1 pseudogene is annotated in these 399 nt (G+C 41.6%); it reads right to left on the bottom strand.

Annotated features, from left to right (window positions below):
* A pseudogene (locus L696_RS0101495) lies at window positions 1–399 on the bottom strand (phage terminase large subunit); the annotation flags it as partial.

Below are 399 nucleotides of genomic sequence, written 5' to 3'. Positions count from 1 at the left end.
GACATCCGTAAATGTATTTTTAATCTGTTCTCGTTTAGCTTCAGATCGAGCAGTATCCTCCTTAAGCAAATCATCCATTAGAACTAGTGTAGGACGATGGTGCCTATAGTGAATACCTCTCAAGCTGCCATCTATGCCACGAATCATAATGCAGGAATCCAGTCCACCTTTACTCTTCAGCCAAATCTCATTGTTGTTCCAGCGGCTCCCTTTACGAATCCCAAAATCCTCAATCAGCATCTGATTTGTTTCTAGCTCATCTTTGATCATGTCCAAGAAGGGCAATGCAATTTGTTCTGTTGCTGGTATGATCAGTGTGAACTGAGATTTATCATAAAGTGTGGCATACAGCGGAAATAAAAAAGAACTGATCGTTGACTTTCCATGCTCCCTTGGGAG

The sequence above is a fragment of the Paenibacillus maysiensis genome (assembly GCF_000520815.1).
In the GTDB taxonomy this organism is placed as follows: Bacteria; Bacillota; Bacilli; order Paenibacillales; family Paenibacillaceae; genus Paenibacillus; species Paenibacillus maysiensis.
The sequence above is the reverse complement of the archived record's forward strand: the minus strand, read 5'-3'. Positions and strand labels throughout refer to the sequence as shown.